22 protein-coding genes, 1 tRNA gene and 1 riboswitch are annotated in these 24,827 nt (G+C 68.9%); of the genes, 8 read left to right on the forward strand and 15 right to left on the reverse strand.

Features of this window, described 5'->3' with window-relative positions:
- Window positions 1–4: 4 nt before the first annotated feature.
- Window positions 5–448 carry a lasso peptide biosynthesis protein gene (locus MFF40_RS21430; RefSeq protein ID WP_238262135.1) on the reverse strand — a complete coding sequence of 148 codons (444 nt, stop codon included), beginning with the start codon at window positions 446–448 and terminating at the stop codon, window positions 5–7.
- 23 nt (window positions 449–471) lie between these two features.
- Window positions 472–1,395 carry a LysR family transcriptional regulator gene (locus MFF40_RS21435; protein ID WP_238262137.1) on the reverse strand — a complete coding sequence of 308 codons (924 nt, stop codon included), beginning with the start codon at window positions 1,393–1,395 and terminating at the stop codon, window positions 472–474.
- 119 nt (window positions 1,396–1,514) lie between these two features.
- Between MFF40_RS21435 and MFF40_RS21440 the strand changes: the two genes are divergently transcribed.
- The gene (locus MFF40_RS21440; RefSeq protein ID WP_238262139.1) at window positions 1,515–2,510 is read left to right on the forward strand and encodes an aldo/keto reductase; all 996 of its coding nucleotides are present in this window, start codon (window positions 1,515–1,517) and stop codon (window positions 2,508–2,510) included.
- Between the two features lie 281 nt (window positions 2,511–2,791).
- On the opposite strand, the gene MFF40_RS21445 is transcribed toward MFF40_RS21440, so the two are convergent.
- The 8 genes from MFF40_RS21445 to MFF40_RS21480 form a co-directional block, all read right to left on the reverse strand.
- The gene (locus MFF40_RS21445; RefSeq protein ID WP_147854270.1) at window positions 2,792–3,943 is read right to left on the reverse strand and encodes a M20 family metallopeptidase; all 1,152 of its coding nucleotides are present in this window, start codon (window positions 3,941–3,943) and stop codon (window positions 2,792–2,794) included.
- Between the two features lie 24 nt (window positions 3,944–3,967).
- A complete protein-coding gene (glmS, locus tag MFF40_RS21450) occupies window positions 3,968–5,794 on the reverse strand; it encodes a glutamine--fructose-6-phosphate transaminase (isomerizing) (RefSeq protein ID WP_147854271.1) in 1,827 nt (608 codons plus the stop codon).
- A gap of 151 nt (window positions 5,795–5,945) precedes the next feature.
- Window positions 5,946–6,383: a hypothetical protein gene (locus tag MFF40_RS21455; RefSeq protein ID WP_238262141.1), complete on the reverse strand. Its 438-nt coding sequence runs from the start codon at window positions 6,381–6,383 to the stop codon at window positions 5,946–5,948.
- A 417-nt stretch (window positions 6,384–6,800) separates the two neighbouring features.
- Window positions 6,801–8,177, reverse strand: coding sequence for a bifunctional UDP-N-acetylglucosamine diphosphorylase/glucosamine-1-phosphate N-acetyltransferase GlmU (gene glmU, locus MFF40_RS21460; RefSeq protein WP_238262143.1), 1,377 nt, complete (start codon window positions 8,175–8,177; stop codon window positions 6,801–6,803).
- A gap of 78 nt (window positions 8,178–8,255) precedes the next feature.
- Window positions 8,256–9,827 carry an RNA polymerase factor sigma-54 gene (gene rpoN, locus MFF40_RS21465; RefSeq protein WP_147896850.1) on the reverse strand — a complete coding sequence of 524 codons (1,572 nt, stop codon included), beginning with the start codon at window positions 9,825–9,827 and terminating at the stop codon, window positions 8,256–8,258.
- A 613-nt stretch (window positions 9,828–10,440) separates the two neighbouring features.
- Window positions 10,441–10,527: transfer RNA gene (locus tag MFF40_RS21470), tRNA-Leu, on the reverse strand.
- Between the two features lie 34 nt (window positions 10,528–10,561).
- A complete protein-coding gene (locus MFF40_RS21475; protein ID WP_238262145.1) occupies window positions 10,562–11,761 on the reverse strand; it encodes an FAD-dependent monooxygenase in 1,200 nt (399 codons plus the stop codon).
- A gap of 11 nt (window positions 11,762–11,772) precedes the next feature.
- Window positions 11,773–12,030, reverse strand: a complete 258-nt coding sequence (locus MFF40_RS21480; RefSeq protein ID WP_147855656.1) for a zinc-finger domain-containing protein — start codon at window positions 12,028–12,030, stop codon at window positions 11,773–11,775.
- Window positions 12,031–12,244: 214 nt separating this feature from the next.
- Between MFF40_RS21480 and map the strand changes: the two genes are divergently transcribed.
- From map to MFF40_RS21510, 6 genes are all read left to right on the forward strand, one after another.
- On the forward strand, window positions 12,245–13,072 hold the full coding sequence (map, locus tag MFF40_RS21485) for a type I methionyl aminopeptidase (protein ID WP_147855655.1): 828 nt from the start codon (window positions 12,245–12,247) through the stop codon (window positions 13,070–13,072).
- 6 nt (window positions 13,073–13,078) lie between these two features.
- Complete coding sequence (gene radC / locus MFF40_RS21490) at window positions 13,079–13,822, forward strand: RadC family protein (protein WP_147855654.1); 744 nt, start codon at window positions 13,079–13,081, stop codon at window positions 13,820–13,822.
- A gap of 95 nt (window positions 13,823–13,917) precedes the next feature.
- Window positions 13,918–15,357: a circularly permuted type 2 ATP-grasp protein gene (locus MFF40_RS21495; protein ID WP_147855653.1), complete on the forward strand. Its 1,440-nt coding sequence runs from the start codon at window positions 13,918–13,920 to the stop codon at window positions 15,355–15,357.
- Between the two features lie 64 nt (window positions 15,358–15,421).
- Complete coding sequence (locus MFF40_RS21500; RefSeq protein ID WP_147855652.1) at window positions 15,422–16,369, forward strand: alpha-E domain-containing protein; 948 nt, start codon at window positions 15,422–15,424, stop codon at window positions 16,367–16,369.
- A gap of 124 nt (window positions 16,370–16,493) precedes the next feature.
- Window positions 16,494–17,321 carry a transglutaminase family protein gene (locus MFF40_RS21505; protein WP_147855651.1) on the forward strand — a complete coding sequence of 276 codons (828 nt, stop codon included), beginning with the start codon at window positions 16,494–16,496 and terminating at the stop codon, window positions 17,319–17,321.
- A 78-nt stretch (window positions 17,322–17,399) separates the two neighbouring features.
- Window positions 17,400–18,149: a proteasome-type protease gene (locus tag MFF40_RS21510; protein WP_147855650.1), complete on the forward strand. Its 750-nt coding sequence runs from the start codon at window positions 17,400–17,402 to the stop codon at window positions 18,147–18,149.
- A 16-nt stretch (window positions 18,150–18,165) separates the two neighbouring features.
- Here the strand turns inward: MFF40_RS21510 and MFF40_RS21515 are convergent, their stop codons facing one another.
- From MFF40_RS21515 to thiO, 5 genes are all read right to left on the reverse strand, one after another.
- Window positions 18,166–19,863: a peptidase domain-containing ABC transporter gene (locus tag MFF40_RS21515; protein ID WP_238262147.1), complete on the reverse strand. Its 1,698-nt coding sequence runs from the start codon at window positions 19,861–19,863 to the stop codon at window positions 18,166–18,168.
- Window positions 19,864–20,048: 185 nt separating this feature from the next.
- Window positions 20,049–20,684, reverse strand: a complete 636-nt coding sequence (locus MFF40_RS21520) for a thiamine phosphate synthase (RefSeq protein ID WP_147896855.1) — start codon at window positions 20,682–20,684, stop codon at window positions 20,049–20,051.
- Entirely contained in the window at window positions 20,681–21,484 is an 804-nt protein-coding gene (locus tag MFF40_RS21525) for a thiazole synthase (RefSeq protein ID WP_147855241.1), read from the reverse strand. The genes MFF40_RS21520 and MFF40_RS21525 overlap by 4 nt, the downstream gene beginning before the upstream one ends.
- Window positions 21,485–21,486: 2 nt before the next feature.
- The gene (gene thiS / locus MFF40_RS21530) at window positions 21,487–21,699 is read right to left on the reverse strand and encodes a sulfur carrier protein ThiS (RefSeq protein ID WP_147855242.1); all 213 of its coding nucleotides are present in this window, start codon (window positions 21,697–21,699) and stop codon (window positions 21,487–21,489) included.
- Entirely contained in the window at window positions 21,696–22,919 is a 1,224-nt protein-coding gene (gene thiO / locus MFF40_RS21535) for a glycine oxidase ThiO (protein ID WP_238262149.1), read from the reverse strand. Before thiO ends, thiS begins: the two co-directional genes overlap by 4 nt.
- 64 nt (window positions 22,920–22,983) lie before the next feature.
- Window positions 22,984–23,112, reverse strand: a riboswitch (TPP riboswitch).
- 457 nt (window positions 23,113–23,569) lie between these two features.
- On the opposite strand from thiO, the gene MFF40_RS21540 reads away from it, so the two are divergent.
- On the forward strand, window positions 23,570–24,688 hold the full coding sequence (locus MFF40_RS21540) for a glycosyltransferase (protein ID WP_238262151.1): 1,119 nt from the start codon (window positions 23,570–23,572) through the stop codon (window positions 24,686–24,688).
- Window positions 24,689–24,827: the final 139 nt, after the last annotated feature.

A 24,827-nucleotide genomic window follows, 5' to 3' on the forward strand; every position in this document is an offset into this window, starting at 1 on the left:
ACGGTCAGATCCCGCGCATGACGTCGATCCAGGTCGGCCAGATAGCATCGACAGCGCGGATCGGCGATGTTCCGACTGGAAGTCGAGCGTCCGTTCCGATACCCTCTCGATAGCGACCGTCGCTGATCGCTGTGATGATGACGGCTGCGGCCGCAAATTGATCGGCTGTCACATCGACGATTGCTTGGTTGGTACGCACCCAAGCATGGCTGTTCCACGTCAGCCCGCCAAAGAAGCCGCATCGTTCTCTGGACGTCGGAACACCGCTGACGATCACGGCAGGGATATTGTTGTGAGCGAGCGTTTTTTGAATGAACAGACTGGATCGGACGCAGGTCCACTGTGATGCGCAGGCCGGGGGCGGCGGCCCCCATCGCGCATGCCACCCGGGCCAGTGCAATTCGAGGTAGACCCGCGCCGCATGCACGATCCGATGAAGCTCGATCATCGGAACTGGTTCATAACTCGACCTCATGCAAAGGTTCGGACCCGTGATCGGTCGTCCGCGGCCTCGGCCCGGACGAAATCGAGGAAGGCCCGGAGCACCGGCCGCATCAGCCGGCGGCTCGGATAGTAGAGGAAGAAGCCCGGAAAGCGCGGGCACCAATCCTCCAGCACGCGGACCAGCCGGCCGGAGGCGAGGTCCTCCGTCACCTGCGCCTCGAACACGTAGGCGAGGCCGGCGCCCATCCGCGCCGCCTCCGCGATCAGCCGCATGTCGTCCAGGATCAGGCTTCCGGAGACCGAGACGACAACGGCCGCGCCGTCCTTCTCGAGGTCCCAGCGGAACAGGGCGCCGCCGGCGAAGCGGCGGTTGATGCAGGTGTGGTCGTGGAGGTCCTGCGGCGTGCGCGGAAGCGGCCGGTCCGCGAAGTAGGACGGCGCCGCCACGATCGCCGCGCACTGAGCGGGGCCGAGCGGGACTGCGATCATGTCCTGCTCCAGGCTCTCCGCGAACCGGACGCCGGCATCGAAGCCCTCCGCCACGATGTCGCGCAGGTCGTCCTGCGCGCAGACCTCGATCGCCACGCCGGGATGCGCGCGCGTGAACGCCACGGCGAGCGGGAGCAGCAGCATCTCGGCGGCCGAGTGCGGCACCGAGAAGCGCAGCGTTCCCGAGAGCCGCTGCTGCGAGGCGGTGGCGGCCTCGACCGCCTCGGTGATCGCCGCCAGCGCCGGTCCGAGTCCGTCGAGCAGGCGTCGTCCGGCTTCCGTCGGGGCGACGCTGCGGGTGGTCCGGGCCAAAATCTGGATCCCAAGGCTGGCCTCGAGCCCGTTGATCGCGTGGCTCACCGCCGAGACGGAGAGCCCGAGGTCGCGGGCCGCCCCGCGGAAGCTGCGGCGCGCCGCGACGGCGGCGAAGATCGCGAGGGCTGGGAGATCGGTGCGTTTCACTGTTGAGCCGGATAGGACAGGCTGCGCTGCAGAACACGAATTATCCTAGGCTTGGCCACCGATGCACAGTCGGGACGGCTTCGGCCAAGCGACTCACGAGAGAACCCACAGGGAATCCCATGCAACAGCGTCGACTCGGTTCAGAACTCGTCGTCTCCGCCCTCGGCCTCGGCTGCATGGGCATGAGCTTCGGCTATGGCGGCCAGCCGGAGGCTGAGGCCGTCGTCACGCTGCGCCGGGCGGTCGATCTCGGCGTCACCTTCTTCGATACCGCCGAGATGTACGGGCCGTTCGAGAACGAGAAGCTGGTCGGCAAGGCCCTGGCGCCGGTGCGCGACCAGGTGGTCATCGCCACCAAGTTCGGCTTCAAGATTGCCGAGACTGGAGAGGGCCGGGACCGGATCGTCGGCGTCGACAGCCGCCCCGAGCATGTCCGCGCGGTCTGCGACGCGTCGCTGCAGCGCCTCGGCGTCGAGGTGATCGACCTGTTCTACCAGCACCGGGTCGATCCCGCCGTTCCGATCGAGGACACGGTCGGCGCGATGGCGGACCTCGTGCGCGCCGGTAAGGTGCGCGCGCTGGGCCTGTCCGAGGCCGGCGCAGCCACGATCCGGCGCGCCCACGCGGTCCATCCGATCGCCGCAGTGCAGAGCGAGTATTCCCTGTGGAGCCGTGAGCCGGAGGCCGCAGTGCTGCCGACCTGCGCCGAGCTGGGCATCGGCTTCGTGCCCTACAGCCCCCTCGGCCGCGGCCTGCTCACCGGGGCGATCCGGGACCTGGGCAGCCTCGGAGCCGACGATTTCCGCCGCACCCTGCCGCGCTTCGAGGCGGAGAACCTGGCGGCCAACGAGAAGCTGATCGACGCGCTGGCCGCCATGGCGGCCGCCAAGGGCGTCACGCCGGCCCAGCTCGCCCTGGCCTGGGTGCTCCACCGGGGCGACGGCATCGTGCCGATTCCGGGCGCCCGCAAGATCCGCCATCTCGAAGAGAACGCCGCCGCCGCGGCGATCGTGCTCAGTGCCGACGACCTCGCCGCCATCGACGCGGCGATGCCCCCGGAGGCGGTCAGCGGCAATCGCTACACCGAGGCCGCGCTGGCTTTGGTCGAGGGCTGAGTGCGGGCCGGAAGAGCGATGACGCACCGCTGCCCCGAGCCCGACAACGAGGGGCACGGCTCGAAGCGAGACTGACGACGGCAATCCCATCCTCGACCTCATCCTGAGGAGCCCGCGTCAGCGGGCCTCGAAGGAGCCCTCCAGAAGGCGCTTGGCTGGCTGGAGGGCTCTTTCGAGGCCGGGCGATCTGCGCTCGCCCGGCACCTCAGGACGAGGAGGAGATTTGGATTCTCGTTGTTCGTCAACGTACTGTGACCGAGATCACGCGTTCGAATACCTATTCAAGCCGCCGCGATGGTTTCGGCGATGGCCCGCGCCCGCGGGACGAGGCTCGCCACCTCCAGATATTCCTCGGGCGAATGCGCCTTGCCGCCGACTGGCCCGACCGCACACAGCGTGGGGCAGCCGACGCTCGCGGTGAAGCCGGAATCGGCGCAGCCGCCGGCGAACTCGCCCTCGATCCGGACGCCGTGCTGCGCGCTGACCTGCGCGTAGGTCTCGAACAGCGCACGCGAAGCCTCGTCCTGCACCAGGGGCAGGAACTCGCCCTTGATGGTCAGCTGCGCGCGGGTATCCGGCACGGTCGCACCCGCCACGATCGCGGCGATCCGGCCCATGGCCGCGTCGCGGTCCGCCGGGGTGACGTAGCGCAGGTCGATCTCGCAGGTCGCCCGGGGCGCCACGGTGTTCACCGACTGGCCGCCCGAGACCAGCCCGACATTCACCGTGATGCCGCGGTCGAGATCGGTGATCGCGTGGAGCGCGGTGATCTTGTGGGCGAGTTCGCCGATGGCGCTGCGCCCGTCGGCGTAGTTGCCGCCGGAATGGGCAGCCCGGCCGTGGACCTCAAGGTGCATGAACACGCCGCCCTTGCGGCCGGTGACGACGTTCCCGGTCGGTCGGCCGGGCTCCGCGTTCAGCACCGCGCGGGCGCCGCGGGCGGTTTCCTCGATGATCGGCCGGCAGGCCGGCGAGCCGATCTCCTCGTCGCTGGTGAACAGGCCGACCAGCGGCACCGGTGCGCCGCCGGCCCGGTGGAAGGCGGCCAGCACGAAGGCGTTCATCACCAGCCCGGCCTTCATGTCGGCGACGCCCGGCCCGTAGGCGCGGCCCTCCGCGATCCGGAACGGCCGGTGGGCGACCTCGCCCTTTGGGAAGACGGTGTCGCGGTGGCCCATCAGCACGATCGGCCGGTTGGCGCCCCCGGACCCGGCGACCTGCGCCCTCAGCGCGTCGCCGTAATCCTCCATTGGGATGGTGGTGACCGAGACGCCGTGCTCGGCCAGGAAGAACGCGATGCGGGCGCCCACCGCGTCGACCCCGGCCTTGTCGTAGGAGCCGGAATCGATGTTCACCAGCTCTTCGAGCAGGGCCAGCATGGCGCCCTCCTGCCCTTCGAGCCAGCGGATCGCGGCGGCGTCTCTCTCGGTCATCGGAGTCCTCGCTCGGCGGTGCGGCTATTCCACGGTGACTGACTTGGCGAGGTTCCGGGGCTGGTCGACGTCTTTCCCCATGAACACCGCGGTGTGATAGGCCACCAGCTGGATCGGCACCGCGTACACGATCGGTGCCACCGTGGCGTCGAGGTCCGGCATGGTCACGGTGGCCATCGTGTCGAGCCCGTGCTCGGCCGCGCCCTTGGCGTCGCCGATCAGCACGATGCGGCCGCCCCGGGCGGCGACCTCCTGCATGTTCGACACCGTCTTCTCGAACACCGCGTCGTGGGGCGCGATCACGATCACCGGCACGCTCTCGTCGATCAGCGCGATCGGCCCGTGCTTCAGCTCGCCCGCCGCATAGCCCTCGGCGTGGATGTAGCTGATCTCCTTCAGCTTCAGCGCGCCCTCCAGCGCCATCGGGTAGCTGGTGCCGCGGCCGAGATAGAGCACGTCCCGCGCCTTCGCGACGTCCCGGGCCAGAAGCTCGATCTCCGATTCGCGGGTCAGCGCCTCGGCCATCAGGCCCGGGGCCTTGATCAGAGCGTCCACCAGCCGGCGCTCCCCGGCCTCGTCCAGCGTGCCCCGCGCCCGGCCGGCCGCGATGGCCAGGCACAGCAGCACGGTGAGCTGGCACGAGAACGCCTTGGTCGAGGCGACGCCGATCTCGGGGCCGGCGAGCGTCGGCATGACCACGGAGGATTCCCGCGCGATGGTCGAGGTCGGCACGTTGACGACGCAGAGCGTGTGCTGGCCCTGGCTCTTGGCGTAGCGCAGCGAGGCCAGGGTGTCGGCAGTCTCGCCCGATTGCGAGATGACGAGCGTCAGCCCGTCCTTCTCGAGCGGCGCCTCGCGGTAGCGGGCCTCGGAGGCGACGTCGATCTCCACGGGTAAGCGCGCCACCTGCTCGAACCAGTAGCGCGCCACGAGACCGGCATAGAACGCCGTGCCGCAGGCGGTGATGTAGACGCGGCTGAGCTTGGCGAAGTCGAAGGGCAGCGCCTCGGGCAGCATCACCCGGCCGTTGGCCATGTCGACGTAGTGGGCGAGCGTGCGGCCCACCACCTCGGGCTGCTCGTGGATCTCCTTCGCCATGAAGTGGCGGTACTCGCCCTTGTCGATCCGGTAGGCCTGCGTGGCGATCTTCTGGCGCGGGCGCTCGACGCGGGCGCCGGACTGGTCGCGGATCTCGGCGCTGTCCCGAGTCAGGATCGCCCAGTCGCCCTCGTCGAGATAGGTGATGGCGTCGGTGAACGGGGCGAGCGCCAGGGCGTCGGAGCCGAGATAGGTCTCGCCCTGGCCGAAGCCGACCGCGAGCGGCGCGCCGTGCCGGGCGCCGATCAGCAGGTTCTCTTCGCCGGAGAAGATGAAGGCCAGCGCGAAGGCGCCGCGCAGCCGCGGCAAGGCGGCGGCGACCGCATCGACCGGGCTCATCTGCCGGTCCATGTTGCGACTGACCAGCTGGGCCACGACCTCGGTGTCGGTCTGGCTCTCGAACACGACGCCGTCGGCCTCCAGCTCGGCCTTCAGCTCGCGGAAGTTCTCGATGATGCCGTTATGGACGACGGCGAGACGCTTGGTGGCGTGCGGGTGGGCGTTGGTCTCGTTGGGCCGGCCGTGCGTCGCCCAGCGGGTGTGGCCGATGCCGATCGTGCCGGTGAGCGGCTCCTGCGCGAGCCGGGCCTCCAGGTTGACCAGCTTGCCCGAGGCGCGGCGCCGCTCCAGGCGCCCGTGCTCCAGGGTGGCGATGCCGGCGGAATCGTAGCCGCGGTATTCGAGCCGCCGCAGGGCCTCGATCACCTGCCCCGCCACCGCGTCGCGCCCGACGATGCCGACGATGCCGCACATGGACGTGTCTCTCGCTGTAACGCCCGGCCGTTGAGCGCGGGCACGCCGCGCAAGGTCCAGGCCGCCCCGCGCAACGCGGTGCCGAGCGCGCCTTGTACCGGATCGCGATGGCGCAGGGCCAGCCCCGATGACATTGGGCCGGCTCGGTGGCTCAGGCTTCCTCGAAGGTGACGCGGAGCCGTCCGCCCAGCGCGACGGCCGCCTCCTCCATCTGGTCGAGCTTCGTGCCATGGTCGGGATCGAGGATGCGCCGTACCTCGCTCTCCCCGCGGCCGATGCGATCGGCGAACGCCATCTTGCTGAGGCCGGAGCGCTTCCAGGCCGCGTAGACGGCGGCCTTGGCCGCCAGCCGGGCTGGAAGGGGAACCGCGTGGCTTGCTGCTCCCGATGGCGCCGCGCCGGGAGGCTCCAGGTCCATGCCGTCTTTGATCCGGCCGCGAACCGCCGCCGTCAGCGCGTGGCCCATCTCCGTCAGCGCTTCCGATTCCGTGGCGCCGGACGCAATCGCTTCCGGTAGAAACGCCGTATAGGCGTGGATCTCGCCCCCTTCGCGGTGAAGCTCAACGGGATAGACCCACTCGCTCGGCATCGTTCGCGTTCCTTATCGTCGGGGGCAAGTCGTGCTGGCCGCGTCGGCCCATGTCCGGCCTCGTCCCATCACCGGTCTCGCTCCCGCGCCTCAAGCTGGCACTAAAGATCGGCCGGATCGACATCGAGCTGCCGGCAAATCCGGCCGACGTGAAACGGACTGAGATCGCCGCTCTGGATTGTGGTGACGGCGTCGCCCAGCCGAGCTCGATAATGACTTCCTTTCCCGCTGCCCCGATCCAATTCCAGGGTGAGGCCCCGTTTACGTGCGTACCGGCGGAGGGCGCGAATGAGAGCATCCCGCGTCACGCGCGATTCCTCTGCTGCGTACCCTCTTATGGCACGCGCTCACGCATCCTGCAGCCGAAATCGTACAAAAATGTACGTCCTGTGCGAGGCCTGAGTTAGCGGGGCTTAATCACGCCTTGCCCCGCCGGGCCTTCTCGGCCAGCAGCGCCGCCCGCTTCTCCGCCGCCCAGCCGGGCTTCACAGTCTGTCGGCCGCGGGCGACCGCCATGGCGTCCGCCGGCACGTCGTCGGTGATCACCGAGCCGGAGGCCACGTAGGCGCCCTCCCCGATGGTGACCGGGGCGACGAGCGCCGAATTCGAGCCGATGAAGGCGCCGGCGCCGATCGTGGTCCGGTGCTTGAGAACGCCGTCGTAATTGCAGGTGATCGTGCCGGCGCCGATATTGGCCTTCGCGCCGATCTCCGCGTCGCCGAGATAGGTGAGGTGCGCGGCCTTGGCGCCCGCGCCCATCCGGGCGTTCTTGAGTTCGACGAAGTTGCCGAGTTCCGCGCCCGTCTCGAGGACGGCATGGCCGCGCAGCCGCACGAACGGCCCGATGCGAACGCCACCTTCGAGGACGGTGTCGGTGAGGTGCGCGAAGGCCCGCACCGTGCAGCCGTCCCCGACCCGGACGCCCGGCCCGAACACCACGTGCGGCTCCACCACCACGTCGCGTCCGAGGATCGTGTCGTGGCTCAGGAACACCGTCTCGGGGGCGACGAGCGTAGCGCCGCCCAGCATGGCGCTGCGGCGCAGCCGGACCTGGATCGCGGCCTCGGCCACGGCAAGCTGGATGCGGTCGTTGACGCCCTGCGCCTCCGCCTCGTCCACGGGGACGACCGACACCGAGAGTCCCTCGGCAGCCGCGAGCGCCACCGCGTCGGGCAGATAGTATTCGCCGGCGGCGTTGTCGTTGCCGATGCGCGTGAGCAGCGCCAGCGCGTGCCGTCCTGCCAAGGCCATGAGACCGGCATTGCACAGGGTCACGGCCCGCTCGGCCGGGCTCGCATCCTTTTCCTCGCGGATCGCGAGGACTCGGCTGCCTTCGGTGAGCACCCGGCCGTAGCCGGTCGGAGTCGGGCTCTCGAACGCGAGCACGGCGACCGCTGCACCCTCCGCCAGGGGCGCGCGAAGGCGCAGAAAGGTTTCGGCGCTGATCAGCGGCGTGTCGCCGAAGGCGATGACCACGTCGTCATCGGGCGCTTCGAGCACGGCCCGGGCGGCCAGCACCGCGTGAGCGGTGCCCAGGCGCTCGGCCTGCGGGAAGACCTGCGCGCCGGGCGCCTCCCGGGCGATCACGGCGGCGACGTCATCGCGGCCGGGCTCGGCCACCACGGCGATCCGGCCGGCGCCCGCTGCCTGCACGGCGGCCAGCACATGGCCCAGCATGCTGCGCCCGGCGACCCGGTGGAGCACCTTCGGCAGGTCCGAGCGCATCCGCGTGCCCTTCCCGGCCGCGAGCACGATGGCGGTGAGGCTGCGTGGGGGCTGGGCGGTCGAAGTCATCGCGGGTCCGGGCGTCGTGATTCGGCGCGCGACCGATGGGCCGGACGGCGGCGCTGCGCAAGGCCGTCCCGCAGAGTCTCAGCGCAGCGCCAGCGCCCCGTGATGGGCGGTGCCGTGGGCGTAATGCTCGCGGCGGCGCTCGATCGAACTCGGGATCCGCAGCGATTCCCGGTACTTGGCCACGGTCCGGCGGGCGATGTCGACGCCCTCGCTGCGCAGCTTCTGCACCAGCGCGTCGTCGGAGAGCACGTCGTCCGGCGTCTCGCCGTCCACCAGCTGCTTGATCCGGTGGCGCACCGCTTCCGAGGAATGCGCCGCCATGCCGGCCGCGCCCGGGATCGCCGCGGTGAAGAAGTACTTCATCTCCAGGGTGCCGCGGCTCGTGCCGATCGCCTTGTTGGAGGTGACCCGGGACACGGTCGATTCGTGCATGCCGATCGCCTCGGCGACGGTCTTCAGGTTCAGCGGGCGCAGATGCGTGACGCCGTGGACGAAGAACCCGTCCTGCTGGCGCACGATCTCGGTGGCGACCTTCAGGATCGTGCGGGCCCGCTGTTCCAGCGATCGGGTGAGCCAGTTGGCGTTCTGCAGCGCCTCGGACAGGAAGGCCTTGTCGCCCTCGGCGGAGGCGCCGCGGACGACCCGGGCATAGTAGCTCTGGTTGACCAGCACCCGCGGCAGCGCCTCGCCATTGAGCTCGACCAGCCAGGACCCGTCCGGGGCGGCGCGCACGAACACGTCCGGGATCAGCACCTCGACGGCGCTGGAGCCGAAGGCGCGGCCGGGCTTCGGATCGAGCCTCCGGATCTCGCCCAGCATCTCGACGAGATCCTCGTCGTCCACGCCGCACAGGCGGCGCAGGGCGGTGAAATCGCGCTTGGCCACGAGGTCGAGGCGGGAGACCAGGGCCTGCATCGCAGGGTCGTACCGGTCGCGCTCGCGCAGCTGGATCGCCAGGCACTCGGCGAGGTCCCGGGCGGCGATGCCGGGTGGGTCGAAGCTCTGGACCTGGGTCAGCACCCGGGCCACCGTGTCGGCGTCCGCGCCGAGGCGCTGGGCCACGCCCTCGACCGTCTCGCGCAGGTATCCGGCCTCGTCGACCGCGTCGATCAGGAACCCGCCGATCAGCCGCTCGACCGGATCCCGGGTCGCCAGCTCGAGCTGGCCCACGAGGTGGTCGCGCAGGGAAATCTCGGCCGTCAGGGCCGCCTCGAAATCCGGCGCCTCGGAATCGAAGCTGCCCCCGCTGCTGCCGTAGGGCGGCGGGGTCAGCGAGAGCATGTCGCCCGCGGAGGATTCCTGGACCTGCGTCGGGGCGTCATCGGGGAAGACGTTGTCGAGCCGTGCGTCGAAATCGGTGTCAATCTCGCCGCGACTCGGATTGAGTTCCGGCGGTTGCCACGAATCGGGGTCGGATGCGTCGAACGGCTCGCCCGAGGTCTCGCTCGACGGACCGGCCGCGTCCGCGTCACCGGTCGCGGGGCCATCGGCTTCGGCGCGTTCCAGCAGGGGGTTCCGCTCCAGCTCGGTCTCGACATAGGCGGCGAGATCGAGGTGCGACAGTTGCAGGAGTTTGATCGCTTGCAGGAGCTGCGGCGTCATCACCAGGGCCTGGCCCTGACGCACTTCCAGCCGTTGCACCAAACTCATCAGCGGCCCCAATGCCCTTTCAGCGTGAACGACCAGCCGGGCGACGCTGCCAGCGGCATGGTTATTGCTTCTCGTGCACGATCACCTCTAAACCGATCTCCAGCGCCCGTCAAAGTACGTGGCTGCTCAACGGTGTTGGCAAGTTCCTGTTCGGGGCCGGCTCGTGGTGCCGAAGCCACATCCGATGGGTCTCCAATCTCGCGACGAAGCTTTAACGAAGCTCTGCACGTCTGCAGCGGCCCCGGAGCAGGTACGAGCATCCGCTCAGGCTACCGCAGAACTGTCCGACGATATAGTCCGGCCGAAACGCGATATTATGGAATGAAACGGGTTACGTTGGCAGTTAATTAAAAGATCGTGCTTTAGATTAACAAGTAATTTGCGAAATTTTAGATGTCGGTATTTTCGGTTTACGCCGTTCTGACTGCTCTTCGCAGAACGTTGGACTGGTCGAGGCATGCCGAGGAAGAGTTCCGCCGCGCCCGCGACCGGCGCAAGCCGGTGGATCGGCAAGAGGCTGCCCGCAGGGCTGCAACGTGCGCTAGGGACCATGGGTGTGGACGACGGGCGCTGTCAGGCTGCTGGTCGGGGGCGTTGCGACGCAAAAAGCATCTGGTGCGGACGGCGGGACTCGAACCCGCACGGCCTTGCGGCCGCAAGATTTTAAGTCTCGTGCGTCTACCGGTTCCGCCACGTCCGCATGGGCCCCTCGGTAGCCGCGACGGGGCACGCGATCAAGCCGGGGGCGTCCAGCTGTACAGCCAGGCGTAGCGGTCGCGCATGCCGTCGGGGCCGAGGCGGGCCATGACGGCGTTGCGGGCGAGGCCCACGAGGCCGCCGGCGTGGTAGGTCCGGCCGTTGGCGCGGGCGGCCTTCTGCACCCGCCGCACCCGGGCGGTGCGGTCCGTGGCGTAAGCCGCGAGCGCCGCCGGGACGTCCGCGTGGTCGGTGAGCGAGCGCGTCAGCACGGCGGCGTCTTCGATCGCGAGGGCCGCGCCCTGCGCCAGGTAGGGCAGGACCGGATGGGCGGCGTCCCCGATCAGCGCGACCCGGCCGGAGGCCAGCGGGCGGGCCACGGTCCGGTCGGCGAGTGACCAGACCAGCCAGGAATCGGGCAGGCCCAGAAGGTCGCGCAGCGGTCCGGCGCAGCCACGGAAATGGGCGCGCAGCACGGCGGGCTCGCCGAGGCGGCCCCAATCCTCGTCGCCCACCGCCTCGGGCACCACCGCCACGACGTTGAGGAAGCGTCCGCTCCGCACCGGATAGTGGACGACGTGCCGGCCGCGGCCGAGCCACAGGCCGGTGGCCGGGCCCTGCAGCGGCTCCGGCACCGCATCGCTCGGGATCAGGGCGCGCCATGCGGCCGCGCGGCCCGGCCGGATCGGGGCCGCGTCGAGATGGCCGCGCAGGCGGGAGCGCAGGCCGTCGGCGCCGATGACGAGGTCGAACGGCAAGGCCTGCGTGCCGCCGCTGCTGCTCTCGGCGGTCAGGACTGCGCCGGCATCGGTCTCGGCCAGCCCGGTGATGGCGCGGCCCATCATCAGGCGGATCGCCGGGCGGCTGCGTAGGGCGTCGAGCAGCAGCGTCTGCAGGTCGGCCCGGTGGATCACGTAATAGGGCGCACCGAAGCGCTGCTGCGCCGGCCCGCCGAGGCTGACGCCGCCGATCCTCCGGCCGCTGTCGAGGGCGCGGACCTCGACCGCCGGCGGCTCGCTCGCGGCCCTGCGCAGCGCCGCGGAGAGGCCGAGGTCGGCCAGCACCCGGCTGGCGTTCGGGGAGATCTGTATCCCGGCCCCGACTTCGCTGAAGCCGGTGCGGCGCTCGATCACCGTGACGGAATGCCCGGCATCCGACAGCGCCAGGGCGGCGGTCAGACCGCCGATCCCGGCCCCGACGATCCCGATTTCCAAGGGCGTTCGACTGTCCGTGGGCAATGTGGGGTGTGCTACTCCGCGGCGACCGAGGCCGTGTCGTGCCAGACGCAGGCCTGCGGATCCGCCTCTTCGGCCTTGAGGCCGGCGCGGTAGCGATAGAGCGTCGAGCAGTACTGGCAGATGATCTCGGTGTCGGCGCCCATGTCGAGGAACACGTGCGGGTGATCGAACGGCGGCAGCGCGCCGATGCACATGAATTCCTTCACCCCGACAGCGACCACCGGGACGCCCGGCTCGTTGTGGAAGTGCGGTACCGCCTTGCCTGCCATACGGCCCTCGCCTGCCTCAGACCCGTCCACGGGGCGAATCTGCCCGGGCATCCCCGGGCGCCATGATCCCGCTTATGCCGCCAGCCCCGCGGCCCGCGCAAGCCTCCCCCGCCGCGCGTCCGCGCGCCGTTCCGCGCATGCGGCTTGGCCTGCCGCGCCCCGCGCCGTACATATGAGGGACACCCGTCCTCCGACGCCGCAAAAAGTCTCGACGATGCAACAGGAACAGGCCACCGCGCAGGGTACGCGTCGGGCGCCGGAGCCGCCGATCCACGGCCCGGAGGGATTCGAGGGCATGCGCCGGGCCGGGCGCCTGACGGCCGAGGCCCTGGATGTCCTGATGGAGGCGACCCAGCCCGGCGTCACCACCGAGGACCTCGACAAGCTCGCCTACACCTTCGCCATGGATCACGGCGCCTATCCGGCCTCGCTGCTCTATCGCGGCTATCCGAAGTCGATCTGCACCTCGATCAATCACGTGGTCTGCCACGGCATCCCGAACGACAAGCCCCTGCGCGAGGGCGACATCGTCAACCTGGATTGCTGCCTGATCCTCGATGGCTGGCACGGCGATTCAAGCCGGATGGCCTATGTCGGCGAGGTTCCCCGCAAGGCGCAGCGTCTGTGCGAGATCACCTACGAGGCGCTGATGCGCGGCGTCGCGGCCGTGAAGCCGGGCGGATCGACCAACGATATCGGCCGGGCGATCCAGACGTTCGCCGAGAGCGAGCGCTGCTCGGTGGTGCGCGACTTCTGCGGCCACGGGCTGGGGCGGATCTACCACGACGCCCCCACGATCCTGCACTACGTCGAGGCCAGCTACGACGTGCCCCTGAAGCCCGGCCAGTTCTTCACGATCGAGCCGATGATCAATCTCGGCCGCCCGGCCGTGAAGGTCCTGGGCGACGGCTGGACCGCGGTGACCCGGGACCGCTCGCTCTCGGCCCAGTTCGAGCACACCGTGGCGGTGACCGAGACCGGCGTCGAGATCTTCACGGTCTCGCCGAAGGGGCTGCATCAGCCCGTCAACCCGGCGGCCTGACCGGCCATGGCGGCGGGCGACGGAGCGGCCGGGCTGTTCCCCGACAGCGCCGCGCCCGTCGCCAATGCTAAGGAGCCACCGCCGCATTTCCATGGCCACCGCGACCGCCTGCGGGAGAAGTTCGCGGCGGCCGGGGCCGAGGCGCTGCCGGACTACGAGCTGCTGGAGCTTGTCTTGTTCCGGGCGATCCCCCGGCGGGACGTGAAGCCCCTGGCCAAGGCCCTGGTCGCCCGGTTCGGCAGCTTCGCCGAGGTCCTGAGTGCCGAGCCGGCCCGTCTGATGGAGGTCGAGGGCGTGAGCGCCGGGGTTGCGGCCGACCTCAAGCTGATCGAGGCCGCGGGACGGCGGCTCGCCCGCGGCGCACTGCGCGAGCGCGAACTGCTCAATTCCTGGAGCGCGCTGAGCGAGTATCTGCGGGCCACCATGGCGTTCGCGGCGCGCGAGGAGTTCCGCATCCTGTTCCTCGACAAGCGCAACCACTTGATCGCCGACGAGGTCCAGGGCCGCGGCACGGTCGATCACACGCCGGTCTATCCCCGGGAGGTCGCCCGCCGGGCCCTGGAACTCTCGGCGACCGCGATCATCCTGGCCCACAACCACCCGTCGGGCGATCCCAGTCCGTCCAACGCCGACGTGGCGATGACTCGCGAGATCGTGTCGGTGTTGGCACCACTGAAGATTGTCGTGCACGACCATATCATCCTGGGTCGAAACGGACATGCCAGCCTGAAAGGCCTCAAGCTGTTCTGATCTTCCGGCCGACTTGAGCGTTGGTGCCCGCGCGTATAGCCCTGCTGGGTGGCGCGTCTCTTGCCTCAAGAGCGGGAGCGTTAGGGAGAATCGGAATGGCGTTGACGGCCTTCGACGAGATGAACGGGATCGGCAACGGCGCCGCCGACCCGGCCGCCGTCCGCGACGCCTATGGCAAGCTGAAGACCTGGCTCGAGACCACGCCGCCCGAGCATTTCAACACCCGCCGCAGCCAGGCCGAGCTGCTGTTCCGCCGGATCGGCATCACCTTCGCGGTCTACGGCGACAACGAATCGACCGAGCGGCTGATCCCGTTCGATATCATCCCGCGGGTGATCACCAAGCCGGAGTGGGATTTCCTCGAGCGCGGGCTGAAGCAGCGGGTGACCGCGATCAACCTGTTCCTGAAGGACGTCTACGGCGCGCAGGAATGCATCAAGGCCGGCATCATCCCGGCCGACCTCGTCTACCGCAACGCCCATTACCGGATGGAGATGCGCTCGTTCCGGGTACCGCACGACCTGTACGTCCACGTGGCCGGCATCGACATCGTCCGCACCGGCGAGAAGGACTTCTTCGTCCTGGAGGACAACGCCCGGATCCCGTCCGGCGTGTCCTACATGCTGGAGAACCGGGAGGTGATGCTGCGGCTGTTCCCAGACCTGTTCTCCAAGCACCGGGTCGCGCCGGTCGAGAACTACCCGGACGCCCTGCTGGCGACCTTGCGCAGCCTCGCACCGGGCTCCACCACGCGCGACCCGACGGTGGTGCTGCTGACCCCCGGCCGCTACAACTCGGCCTTCTACGAGCACTCGTTCCTGGCCGACAAGCTCGGCGTCGAGCTGGTGGAGGCGTCCGACCTCTTCACCAAGGACGACGTGGTCTACATGCGCACCACCGAGGGGCCGCGCCGGGTGGACGTCATCTATCGCCGCCTCGACGACGACTTCCTGGATCCCCTGGTGTTCCGTCCCGATTCGGTCCTCGGCGTGCCGGGCCTGATGAACGCGTACGAGCGCGGCTCCGTGACCCTGGCCAACGCCGTCGGCACCGGCATCTCGGACGACAAGGCCGTCTACAGCTACATGCCGGAGATCGTGAAGTTCTTCACCGGCGAGGAGCCGATCCTGCACAACGTGCCGACCTATCGCTGCCGCGAGAAGGAGTCCTTCGCCTACGTGATGGACAACCTGTCCGAGCTGGTGGTGAAGGAGGTCAACGGCTCGGGCGGCTACGGCATGCTGGTCGGGCCGCATGCGAGCAAGCGCGAGATCGAGGATTTCGCCAAGAAGCTCAAGCATGCCCCGGACGGCTTCATCGCCCAGCCGACCCTCTCGCTCTCGACCTGCCCGACCTTCGTGGCCTCCGGAGTCGCCCCGCGCCACGTCGACCTGCGGCCCTTCGTGCTCAACGGCGCGGACCAGATCCGCATCGTGCCCGGGGGGCTGACCCGCGTCGCGCTGAAAGAGGGGTCCCTGGTCGTCAATTCCAGCCAGGGCGGTGGTACGAAGGACACCTGGGTGCTCGACGCTTAAAGGTTCAACGCCTCACCCATCCAGACGCGCCGCCTGCCGCCGAGCCGATCCGAGTTCGCACACCATGCTCTCCAGGACTGCCGACAACCTCTTCTGGCTCTCGCGTTACGTGGAGCGCGCCGACTTCGTCGCGCGCATCCTCGACGCGGCGCACCGGCTCGCCTCGCTGCCGAGCAGCTACGGCGGCGGCGAGACCAACGAGTGGGAATCCGCCCTCGCCTCGGCGGGCGACCCGGACCTGTTCAAGCCGCATTACAGCGTCGTCAATGCCGACACGGTCTGCGACTTCCTGGCCTTCAGCCCGCACAATCCCTCGTCGATCCGCTCCTGCATCGAATCGGCCCGCGAGAACGCCCGCTCGGTGCGCACCGCGCTCACCACCGAGATGTGGGACGCGATCAACGGCGCCTGGCTGGAGCTGCGCAACTACGCCGGCAAGGAACTCAGCCGCGACGAGTTCAGCCGCTTCCTCGACTGGGTGAAGACCGTCTCGCTGACCTTCGACGGCTCGGCCTTCCGCACCATGCTGCGCAACGACGCGTTCTGGTTCACCCGCCTCGGCACGGCGATCGAGCGGGCCGACAACACTGCCCGCATCCTCGACGTGAAGTACCAGATCCTCCTGCCGCAGAACGAGACGGTCGGCGGCAGCCTCGACTACTTCCAGTGGACCACGATCCTGCGCGAAGTCTCGGCCTTCAACGCCTATCACTGGGTCTATCGCGAGAGCGTCAAGCCGCTGCTGGTGGCGGACCTCCTGATGCTGAACAAGCAGATGCCGCGATCCTTCGCCAATTGCTACGGCGTGATCGTCGAGTATCTCGATCTCGTCGCCGACGCCTACGGTCGCCGCGGCCCGAGCCAGCGCCTGGCCGGAAACATGCTGGCCAAGCTCGACAGCGAGGATATCGACCGCGTGTTCAACTCCGGGCTCCACGAGTTCGTCGAGGCGTTCATCGCGGAGAACAACAAGGTGGGCGAAGCCATCGCGAAGCAGTATCTGGTCGGGTAGCGGATCGTCCCGGAGGTCGGATCCGGGACGATCCGCCGAGCGTATGACGAAGCATCGTCGTCGCCCGAACGCCGGCACCACCCGTTCGGGTTGATGCAATCGGAAAGACAGACAGGCCCGGCGCATGCGCATCCGCGTGGTCCACGAGACCATCTACACCTACGAGCACCCGGCCCGCGGCCTCGTCCAGGTCATGCGCCTGACGCCGCGGGACCATGACGGGCAATATGTCCGCACCTGGCGGATCGACACCTCCATCGACGGGCGGCTGACCGCCCGCGAGGATGGATTCGGCAACATCGTCCACTGGTTCACCCCGGACGCGCCGGCCGACGCGCTGACCATCCGGGTCACCGGCTCGGTCGACACGGAGGATACCCACGGGGTGGTCCGCGGCACGGTCGAGCGCCTGCCTGACGAGTTCTACCTGCGGGACACGGATCTCTGCACGACCAGCGCGGAGCTGCAGGTCTTCGCCGAGCGGGTCGCCACCGACGGCGACAGCAAGCCGCTCGCGCTCCTGCACCGCCTGCGCGACGCCGTTCCTCAGACGGTGGTCTACGAGCCGGGGCCGGCCGCCAACGGCGTGCCCGCCGCCACGGCGTTCGCCGCCGGCAAGGGCATCTGCCAGGATTTGACCCACGTCTTCATCGCCGCCGCCCGCCATCTCGGCATCCCGGCCCGCTACGTCGCGGGGTACCGCGCGCGCGGCGACGGCCAGGCCGATGTCGAGGCGCCGCACGGCTGGGCCGAGGCGTTGGTGCCGGATCTGGGTTGGGTGGCGTTCGACGCCTGCTACCAGGACACCCCGTCCGACGGCACCATCCGGGTCGCCACCGGGCTGGACTACCTGGGCGCGGCGCCGATCCGCGGCAGCCGCACCGGAGGCGGGACCGAGACACTGGACGTCAAGCTCCGCGTCGAGCAAGGCAGGGACGCCGCACAATCCTGATTCTGCGCCCGATTCCCTGGAAGACGGGCCGCCGGCTCGACGGGAGCCGGAAGCCCACCCCGCGAGAGCCCGAGATCCATGACCTATTGCGTCGGTGTCCTCGTCGAGGAGGGGCTCGTGATGGTCGCCGACACCCGCACCAATGCGGGGCTCGACGACATCTCGACCTACCGTAAGCTCCACCACTTCAACGTGCCGGGCGAGCGGGTGATGATGCTGGCTTCGGCCGGCAACCTGTCGATCACCCAGTCGGTCCTGAGCCTGCTTCAGGAGGGTGTGCCCAGCGACGACGGCGAGCCGCCGCAGAAGCTGATCGAGGCGCCCACGATGTTCCAGGCGGCGCAGCTCATCGGGCGCGCCATCCGGCGGGTGCGGGCGATCGAGCGGGACGGGTTCGAGGCGGCCAGCATCCGGTTCTCGATCTCGCTGCTGTTCGGCGGCCAGATCGCCGGCGAGGGCATGCGGCTGTTCCTGATCTACTCGGCCGGCAACTTCATCGAGTGCAGCACCGACGCGCCCTTCCTCCAGATCGGCGAGCACAAATATGGCAAGCCGATCCTCGACCGGGCGGTGAAGTTCGAGAGCGACCTCTACGACGCCCTGAAAGTGAGCCTCGTCTCGATGGATTCGACCATGCGGTCGAACCTCGGCGTCGGCCTGCCGATCGACATCGCGGTCGCCCGCCGCAACGGCCTCGACCTCGAGGTGAACCATCGGATCGAGGCCGGTGAGGGTTATTTCCACGACCTGCGCGAGCGCTGGTCGGCCGCGCTCCGGGCCGCGCACCGGGCGATCCCGCGCCCGCCCTACGGCCCGACGGCCAAATAGGGCCGGCCCGGAAAGGTCAGGTGGCCGGCTCGATGGCCCGGTCCGCGCTCCTGACCACGGCGCGCGTGTAATCCTCCCACAAAGCCGCGTAGAGCGGCACGGTTCGCAGCAGGTCGTCGTGCCGCCCGTCGCCGAGCAGGCGGCCGTCGTCGAGGACCAGGATCCGGTCGGCCTTGCGCGCCGCGGCGAGATGGTGGGTGACGAGGATCAGCAGCCGCTCGCGGCCCCAGGCCGTGAGGTTGCGCTCCAGCGCGAGGGCGGCTTCCGGGTCCAGGAAGGCGGTCGGCTCGTCGAGGAGCGCCACCGGCGGGTTGCGGATCACCGCACGGGCGATCGACAGGCGCTGGCGCTGGCCGCCCGACAGGGTCCGGCCGCCCTCGCCGAGGGACGTCTCGAGACCCTCGGGCAGGGTCTCGACGAGTCCGCGCAGCCCGGCGAAGTCCAGGGCCGCGTCGAAGGCCGCCGCATCCGGGCGTTGCGCGGCGAGGTTTTCGCGCACGCTGCCGGAGAACAGCATCGTATCCTGATCCACGGTGCCGATCCGGCCGCGCAGCCATCGGGGATCGTAGTCTCGCAGATCGGCGCCGCCGATCTCGACCCGGCCGCTATAGTCGCGCTGCAGGCCGAGCAGGATGCGCAGCAGGGTCGACTTGCCCGAGCCGTTGCGTCCGACGATGGCCACGATGCCGCGCTCGGGTAGGGTCGCCGTGAGATCCCGCAGCGCCGGCCGCGCCGCCCCCGGATAGGTCAACGAGACGCCGTCGAGGCGGATGCCGCCGGGGCCGATCCGGCGCAGCGGCGGATGGCGGCCGGCCCGCTCGCGGGGCATGCCGAGGAAGCCGCCGATCTCGCGGATCGCGACGTTCACCTCCTGGGCCATGCGCAGGATGTCGGCGCTGCCGAGAAGCGGGCCGGTGATGCGGGCCGCGACCACCTGGATCGCCAGGAACTCGCCGACCGTCAGGTGGCCGCCATAGATCCGCCAGCAGCCCACGCCGATGACCAGCAGCGTCATCGCCCGCGAGACCGCCTGGGACCGCAGCCCGTAGCGCCGCTGCAAGTCCATGACGCCGCTCAGTTCGGCAAGCGTGTTGTCCGTCACCGTATTCCAGCGCCGCATCCGCCCGGCTTCCAGGGCGAGCGCCTTCACGGTGGCCAGGCCGTTGACGCTCTCCGCCAGGGTGCCGTCACGGACGCTGATCGACTGGTAATAGGCCTTTGCGGATTTCCAGATGCCGCTGATCTGGTTGCTGGCGATCACGACGATCAGCGGCGCCGCCACCGCGAGCGCCGCCCCGACCGCGACGTCGTAGTAGAGGACCAAGCCGAAGGCGACGAGCGCGCCGCCGGCGTCGATCACCGTGTTCGGGATCTGATGCAGGACGAAGTCCCGGATCTTCGTGATCTGCTGGAAGTGGTTCAGGACCTCGCCGGACTTGAAGCCGGCACCGTCGATCCGCACCCGCAGCAGGTGGGCGAAGACGCGGCGGGAGATCCGGCGGTCGAGGAAGACCGCCAGCGCGATGATCAGGCGCCCCCGGAACGCGGTGAGCCCGACCTCGGCGGCGATCGACAGGAGCGCGAGCAACGCCAGCCCGAGCAGGTGCAGGTCGGCCTGCCCGGCCACGATCGCATCGACGATGCGCTGGGTGGCGACCGGAAAGACCAGCCCGGCGCCGTATCCCGCCGCGATCGCGATCAGAAGCCGGGTCACCTGCCCCCGGCGCAACGCGAGCGAACGGCCGAGCCAGCGCCAGCCAAAGGACGATCGGTCTGCCCGCAACACCACCCCCGCGCTCCGAATCGGGCGCGGAGTGAGGCATACATTCGCGGCGCTGGCGACCGCTCCGCGGCGGTCCACCCGGAGACGCCGTGTCGTCCGCCTGCGCCCGACGGGGGTTACGGCTCGCACCCCTCCCAGGCCGCCAGGATGCGACGGGCGGCGGCTGCGGGCTCGGCGGCGTGCATCAGCGCGCCCATCACGGCGACCCCGGCCGCGCCCGCATCCCGGCAGAGGGGGATGCGCTCCGGCGTGACGCCGCCGAGGGCGACGATCGGCAGGCCGGCGCGACGGGCCGCTGCGATGCCTTCCGGACCGAGGGCCGGGCCGTAGCCGGGCTTGCTGGCGGTGGGGAAGACGGGGCTCAGGGTGACATAGTCGGCGCCGGCCCTGGCGGCCGCCTCGACCTCCACGGGTGCGTGGGCCGAGATCCCGATCAGCGCATCCGGCCCGAGGGCCGCGCGGGCCGCCGAGACCCAGTCCGGCCCGGTGCCGCCGCCGAGATGCACGCCGTCCGCCCCGAGCGCCCGGGCCAGGGCGATGTCGCCGCCGACCGTCAGGAACCCGCCCGCCGCGCGGAGCCTCGCGGCGATGCCGGCGCCGAGGCTGCGGCGCGCTTCCGGGTCGAGGTCGCGGTCGCGGAACCAGACCCAGCGGACGCCGCCGTCGAGCGCCGCCTGCACGGTGTCGGCCAGGGGCCGGGCGTGGCCGTGCCGGTCCGTCACAGCCAGCAGCCGCGACGGCAGGGGTCTCACGAGCCGACGAGGCCGAGTTGCGGGCTCGACGGATCGGCCCGGCCGCGGCGGGGGATGCGGCCGGCGCAATAGGCATCGCGCCCGGCCTCGACCGCGCGGCCCATGGCCCGGGCCATCCGCACCGGGTCGTCGGCCTTGGCGATGGCGGTGTTGATCAGGCAGGCCGCCGCCCCGAGTTCCATGGCGATGACCGCGTCCGAGGCGGTGCCGATGCCGGCATCGACGATCACCGGTACGCGCGCACGGCGGCAGATCAGCTCGATATTGGCCGGGTTGGCGACCCCCATGCCGGAGCCGATCAGCGAGCCCATCGGCATGATCGCGGCGCAGCCGAGATCCTCGAGGCGCTGGCAGACGACCGGATCGTCGTTGCAATAGGGCAGGACCACGAATCCTTCGTCCACCAGGTGGCGGCACGCCTCGATCAGCTCGGCCACGTCGGGATAGAGGGTCTCTCGGTCGCCGATCACCTCGACCTTGATCCAGTTGGTGTCCAGCGCCTCGCGGGCGAGCTCGGCGGTCATGATCGCGTCGCGGGCGGTCTCGCAGCCGGCGGTGTTGGGCAGGAAGCGCTTGCCCTTGAGGACCCGCACGGTGTCCGAGCCGTGGCCCTGGAGTGAGACCCGGCGGATCGAGGCGGTGACGACCTCGGCCCCCGACACCGCGACCGCGTCGCGCATGATCGCCTGCGTCGGGTAGCCGGCGGTGCCGATGAACAGCCGCGAGGACAGCTCCACGCCTGCGATGGTGAAGCGGTCCGCCTCGGTCTCGGGGCGCAGTGGCGTGACGGTGTGGTCCATGGTCAACCTCCCTGCATGGCGCGGACGATCTCGACCCGGTCGCCCTCGGCGACCGGCGTCTCGTCCCAGTCCCGGCGGCGCAGCACGCGGCCGTTCAGCGCGATGGCGATGCCCTGGGGGCTCTCGATGCCGGTCTCGTCGGCTTCGGCCTGGAACAGGGCCGCGATGGTTTCGACCGCGAGATCCCGCATCTCTCCGTTCACCAGAAGCTTCATGCCGAGGCCCTCCTGGGTTCGGGTCGGTGGAAGCGCGCCCGGGTGAACGGCTTGGCGATCTCGGGAAGTGCGCCGCGTGTGACGAGTTCGGCCACCGCGTCGGCGGTCACGGGGGCGAGCAAGTAGCCGTTGCGGTGATGGCCGGTGGCGACGACGAGGCCCGGCGCCAGCGTGTCGATGATCGGCGCGTCGTCGTCCGAGGTCGGGCGGTAGCCGCCCCACACGGCCTCGACCTCCATCTCCTCGACGCCGGGCAACACCCGGCGCGCACCCTCCAGCAGGGCGTAGAGGCCGCCGGCGGTGATGCCCGACCGGAAGCCGCAATCCTCGACGGTGGCGCCGACGATCAGCTGGCCGTCGCTCTTGGGCGCCATGTGGACCTGTTCGGTCCAGATCATCCGGCTGAGCGTACCGGTGCGCGCGGTGGTGCGCAGCGCCATCGACTGGCCCTTGAGCGGCCTCACCGGCAGGGCGAGGGTTTCGGGCAGCAGGCCGCCCTCCCCGCTCCACGCGCCGGAGGCCAGCACGACGGTATCGGCCGTCACGGACCCGTCGCCGGCCCGGATGCCGGTGACGGTGCCGCCGGACCAGTCGAGCCCAGCCACGGCCGTGCCCTCGACCAGCGTCACGCCGGCACGCCGGCAGGCCTCGGCCAGCGCCGCCATCACGAGGCGGGGATCGACCTGGTGATCCGACGGGCAATGGACGCCTGCGGTGACGGAGGGGCGCAGGGCCGGCTCCAGCCGCCGCACCTCGGTGCCCGGCAGCCACGCGGCATCGAGGCCCGAGCGGCGCTGCAGGTCGTAGCGGAAGCGCAGGCGCTCGACCTCGTCGCGGCCGATGGCGACCACCACGGTGCCGTCCGCGCGGTAATCGATCGGCAGCCCGGTCTCGGCTTCGAGGGCGTCGCGGAATCCCGGCCAGAGCCGGAGGGATTCGAGGGCGAGCGGCAGCAACGGATCGGAGCCAGGCTCGTGCTCGGCGGCCGGGGCCAGCATGCCGGTGGCGGCCAGGCTCGCGCCTGCGCCGATCGTGTCGCGCTCGACGACGACCACCGAGCGGCCGGCGCGTGCGAGCCGCCAGGCGATCGACAGGCCGATCAACCCGCCGCCGACGATGGCGACATCGGCACGCGCCGGCAGCGAGGCCTGCGCGGCGAGGCTGGCCGGGAGGCGGCGGCGTCCGATCGGTGAAACGGGGCGGTCAAAAGCCAAAGTCATCTCCGCGGATTTCCGTCGCGAAGATCGGGCCGTGTGCTTCGGTGAGAAGCGGTGGCCTGCCATTGAGGCGGCCGCGGTCCAATCCCTACGCCGGTATGAGCCGGATCAGGTTCAAAGGATTTCCGCGCCGCAGGTCCGGGTGGACGTGCCAGCGGTTTCTCAGCCCCTTGCCGGGGATCTCCCTGGAACAGCGATAGATCTGGTCGCGCGGGCCCCGCGGGTCAAGCCCGATACCGTGAGCCGGGGTCTGGGATGCAACATTCCTGGAGGCGCAGTAACCGATCGGATCTCCGGTCCAAGGCCTACCGCTGAATCGCGTCGCATGCCGATTGAGCGATATGCGCCACGCTCGATCATTGAAGGCGTCGGCAGCACGAACGCGCATGCCGACATGTCCGCGCCAGCGATTCCCAGATTTTTGATTTTTCCGATTTATAACCAGTAATATTCAACGAAATTCCCACAGATAATAATCGGATCTCTCAAAATATATCATAATTATTACGTCATTCATGATGCGATTTACCTAATAAAAATCAAAACATCAATTTGATGCAGGGTGTCAGATTGGTTGACGAGGAGGTTTGCGCTATCAAAAAGCGCAGCACGATTAGAGGCGATGTAACGGAATTTTCTTTGAGTGTATGGGCATGAATAGTTTTGGTCAAAAAATTTGCCTTTCCATGATCGTCAAGAATGAGGCTCACGTTATTCGCAGGTGTCTTGATTCTGTGAGGCCGATTATTGACCATTGGGTCATTGTCGATACCGGCTCGACGGATGGAACCCAGGATGTCATCCGCGCAGCGATGGCAGACATGCCCGGTACGCTTGTGGAGAGACCGTGGGTCGATTTCGCCTTCAACCGCACCGAGGCTTTAAAATTAGCGCGCCCGCACGCCGCCTATAGTTTGATCATCGATGCCGACGATCAATTGATAATTCCCAATGATTTCTCGATGCCGAAGCTCATTGCGGCAGGGTACATGCTGACGATTTTGGATAAAAATACAGAATACTGGCGTATACAACTGGTTAAAAATAACAAAAACTGGCGCTATCGAGGCGTCGTGCATGAATTTCTGGAGTGTCAAAAGGACCCGCCAACACCCAAGCTGCCCCTTGCCATGCGTCGCGGCGACGATGGAGCACGTCATCGCGATCGGTCGTCGGAACGACGAGATTTGGCGGTTCTGGAAAGAGCTTTAGCTGCTGAAAAAGACCCATTCATGATCGCGCGATACACGTTCTATCTTGCGCGATCCTATCGCGATGTCGGCGAAGATCTCAAGGCGCTGGATTGTTATCTGAAGCGAAGCAGCCTTGGGTATTGGAAGGAAGAAGTATACATCAGTTTATTGAACGCTGCCTGGCTCATGGAGAAATTGGATGAGCCCGCGGAAAAAGTCTTGAAGCTGTACGATCGCATGATTCCCGTCTGTCCGGCGCGGGCTGAGGCACGCCACAGCGCTAGCCAATACTGTAGGCGCAAGGAGAAGTTTGCGGCGGGATACCGGTATGCGGAGTCTGGACTGTCCCTCAAGGCGCCAAAAGAAGGCATCGCAATAATGCCCTGGATTTACGATTTTGGATTGCTGGAAGAATTTTCCATTCACGCGTATCACACGGCGCAACACAAGGCCTGCGCGGCGGCATGCCTGAAAATACTCGACCTGCCGGGAGTTCCAGACGAGGTTCTCACCCGGACCGCAGCCTTGGCGAACGCAGTTCTGGTCAAGATGGCCGGGTCGGTGCCCGGATCGGGGTAATTCCAGCACGGGTCCACGATCTTTCGATTATGGAGAGCCTAAAAGCTGGGGCAGTCGGAAAAATATCCGCGTCACACGGTTAAGCACAGCGGTTTTACACGGCGATCATGTGATTATTACGTATGGGGAGAGTTTATCA

Source organism: Methylobacterium mesophilicum, assembly GCF_022179445.1.
Lineage (GTDB): Bacteria > Pseudomonadota > Alphaproteobacteria > Rhizobiales > Beijerinckiaceae > Methylobacterium > Methylobacterium mesophilicum.

Excerpts from the sequence above, each read along its gene's own strand:
- MFF40_RS21430 (WP_238262135.1), bottom strand. The coding sequence starts at position 448 with ATGATCGAGCTTCATCGGATCGTGCATGCGGCGCGGGTCTACCTCGAA.
- MFF40_RS21500 (WP_147855652.1), top strand. The coding sequence starts at position 15,422 with ATGCTCTCCAGGACTGCCGACAACCTCTTCTGGCTCTCGCGTTACGTG.
- MFF40_RS21445 (WP_147854270.1), bottom strand. The coding sequence starts at position 3,943 with ATGACCGAGAGAGACGCCGCCGCGATCCGCTGGCTCGAAGGGCAGGAG.
- map (WP_147855655.1), top strand. The coding sequence starts at position 12,245 with ATGCAACAGGAACAGGCCACCGCGCAGGGTACGCGTCGGGCGCCGGAG.
- thiS (WP_147855242.1), bottom strand. The coding sequence starts at position 21,699 with ATGAAGCTTCTGGTGAACGGAGAGATGCGGGATCTCGCGGTCGAAACC.
- MFF40_RS21495 (WP_147855653.1), top strand. The coding sequence starts at position 13,918 with ATGGCGTTGACGGCCTTCGACGAGATGAACGGGATCGGCAACGGCGCC.
- glmS (WP_147854271.1), bottom strand. The coding sequence starts at position 5,794 with ATGTGCGGCATCGTCGGCATCGTCGGGCGCGACGCGGTGGCGGGGCAG.
- MFF40_RS21440 (WP_238262139.1), top strand. The coding sequence starts at position 1,515 with ATGCAACAGCGTCGACTCGGTTCAGAACTCGTCGTCTCCGCCCTCGGC.
- MFF40_RS21510 (WP_147855650.1), top strand. The coding sequence starts at position 17,400 with ATGACCTATTGCGTCGGTGTCCTCGTCGAGGAGGGGCTCGTGATGGTC.
- thiO (WP_238262149.1), bottom strand. The coding sequence starts at position 22,919 with ATGACTTTGGCTTTTGACCGCCCCGTTTCACCGATCGGACGCCGCCGC.
- MFF40_RS21480 (WP_147855656.1), bottom strand. The coding sequence starts at position 12,030 with ATGGCAGGCAAGGCGGTACCGCACTTCCACAACGAGCCGGGCGTCCCG.
- MFF40_RS21505 (WP_147855651.1), top strand. The coding sequence starts at position 16,494 with ATGCGCATCCGCGTGGTCCACGAGACCATCTACACCTACGAGCACCCG.
- MFF40_RS21540 (WP_238262151.1), top strand. The coding sequence starts at position 23,570 with ATGAATAGTTTTGGTCAAAAAATTTGCCTTTCCATGATCGTCAAGAAT.
- glmU (WP_238262143.1), bottom strand. The coding sequence starts at position 8,177 with ATGACTTCGACCGCCCAGCCCCCACGCAGCCTCACCGCCATCGTGCTC.
- MFF40_RS21525 (WP_147855241.1), bottom strand. The coding sequence starts at position 21,484 with ATGGACCACACCGTCACGCCACTGCGCCCCGAGACCGAGGCGGACCGC.
- rpoN (WP_147896850.1), bottom strand. The coding sequence starts at position 9,827 with ATGAGTTTGGTGCAACGGCTGGAAGTGCGTCAGGGCCAGGCCCTGGTG.
- MFF40_RS21455 (WP_238262141.1), bottom strand. The coding sequence starts at position 6,383 with ATGCCGAGCGAGTGGGTCTATCCCGTTGAGCTTCACCGCGAAGGGGGC.
- radC (WP_147855654.1), top strand. The coding sequence starts at position 13,079 with ATGGCGGCGGGCGACGGAGCGGCCGGGCTGTTCCCCGACAGCGCCGCG.